This is a genomic window from Caballeronia choica (genome assembly GCF_001544535.1).
Lineage (GTDB): Bacteria > Pseudomonadota > Gammaproteobacteria > Burkholderiales > Burkholderiaceae > Caballeronia > Caballeronia choica.
Map to the genome: position 1 here is coordinate 1 of NZ_FCON02000566.1, position 752 is coordinate 752.

Genomic DNA, 752 nt, shown 5'->3' on the forward strand with positions numbered 1-752 from the left:
ACGATGAGAGGAAGACCGAAGGCGCCACTGGTCTTGAGTGAAGCGGAACGCGACCAACTCACGGCGCTGACAATGCGGCGCAAGACCGCGCAGGCGCTGGCCTTGCGCGCACGCATTGTGCTGGCCTGCGCCGAGGGCATCGACAACAAGACGGTCGCGACAAGGCAGCGTGTTACCTCTCATACAGTTTCGAAGTGGCGTTCGCGATTCATCAATCAGCGCGTGGACGGGTTGCTCGATGCACCGCGCCCGGGAGCACCGAGGACGATCGAGGACTCTCAGGTAGACGCGCTCATTGCCCGCACACTTGAGTCCGTGCCCACGGGAGCGACTCACTGGAGCACGCGCACAATGGCCCGCGAGATGGGGCTGTCGCAGACGGCCGTGACGCGCATATGGCGTGCCTTCGGGCTTCAGCCACATCGGCAGGAGACATTCAAGCTCTCCAGCGATCCATTGTTTGTGGATAAGGTGCGCGATATCGTGGGACTGTATCTGGACCCGCCGCTCAAGGCCATGGTGTTGTGCGTCGACGAGAAGAGCCAGATCCAGGCGCTGGACCGCACCCAGCCTATGCTGCCGCTGGCCCCGGGCATTCCTGAGCGACGCACGCACGACTACATGCGCCACGGCACAACCACGCTGTTCGCGGCGCTGGATATCTCCACGGGCGAAGTCATTGGCGAACTGCATCGACGTCATCGCAGCAGTGAATTCCTGCAGTTCCTGCGCACCATCGAGGCCAACGTGCC

The 752-nt window shown here is 62.8% G+C and carries 1 protein-coding gene; it reads left to right on the forward strand.

Translation table 11 applies throughout. The annotated features are described in order from the left end of the window. Nucleotides 1–3: 3 nt before the first annotated feature. Nucleotides 4–752: IS630 family transposase (locus AWB68_RS45755; protein WP_087650524.1), on the forward strand; the 749-nt coding region annotated here is incomplete at its 3' end.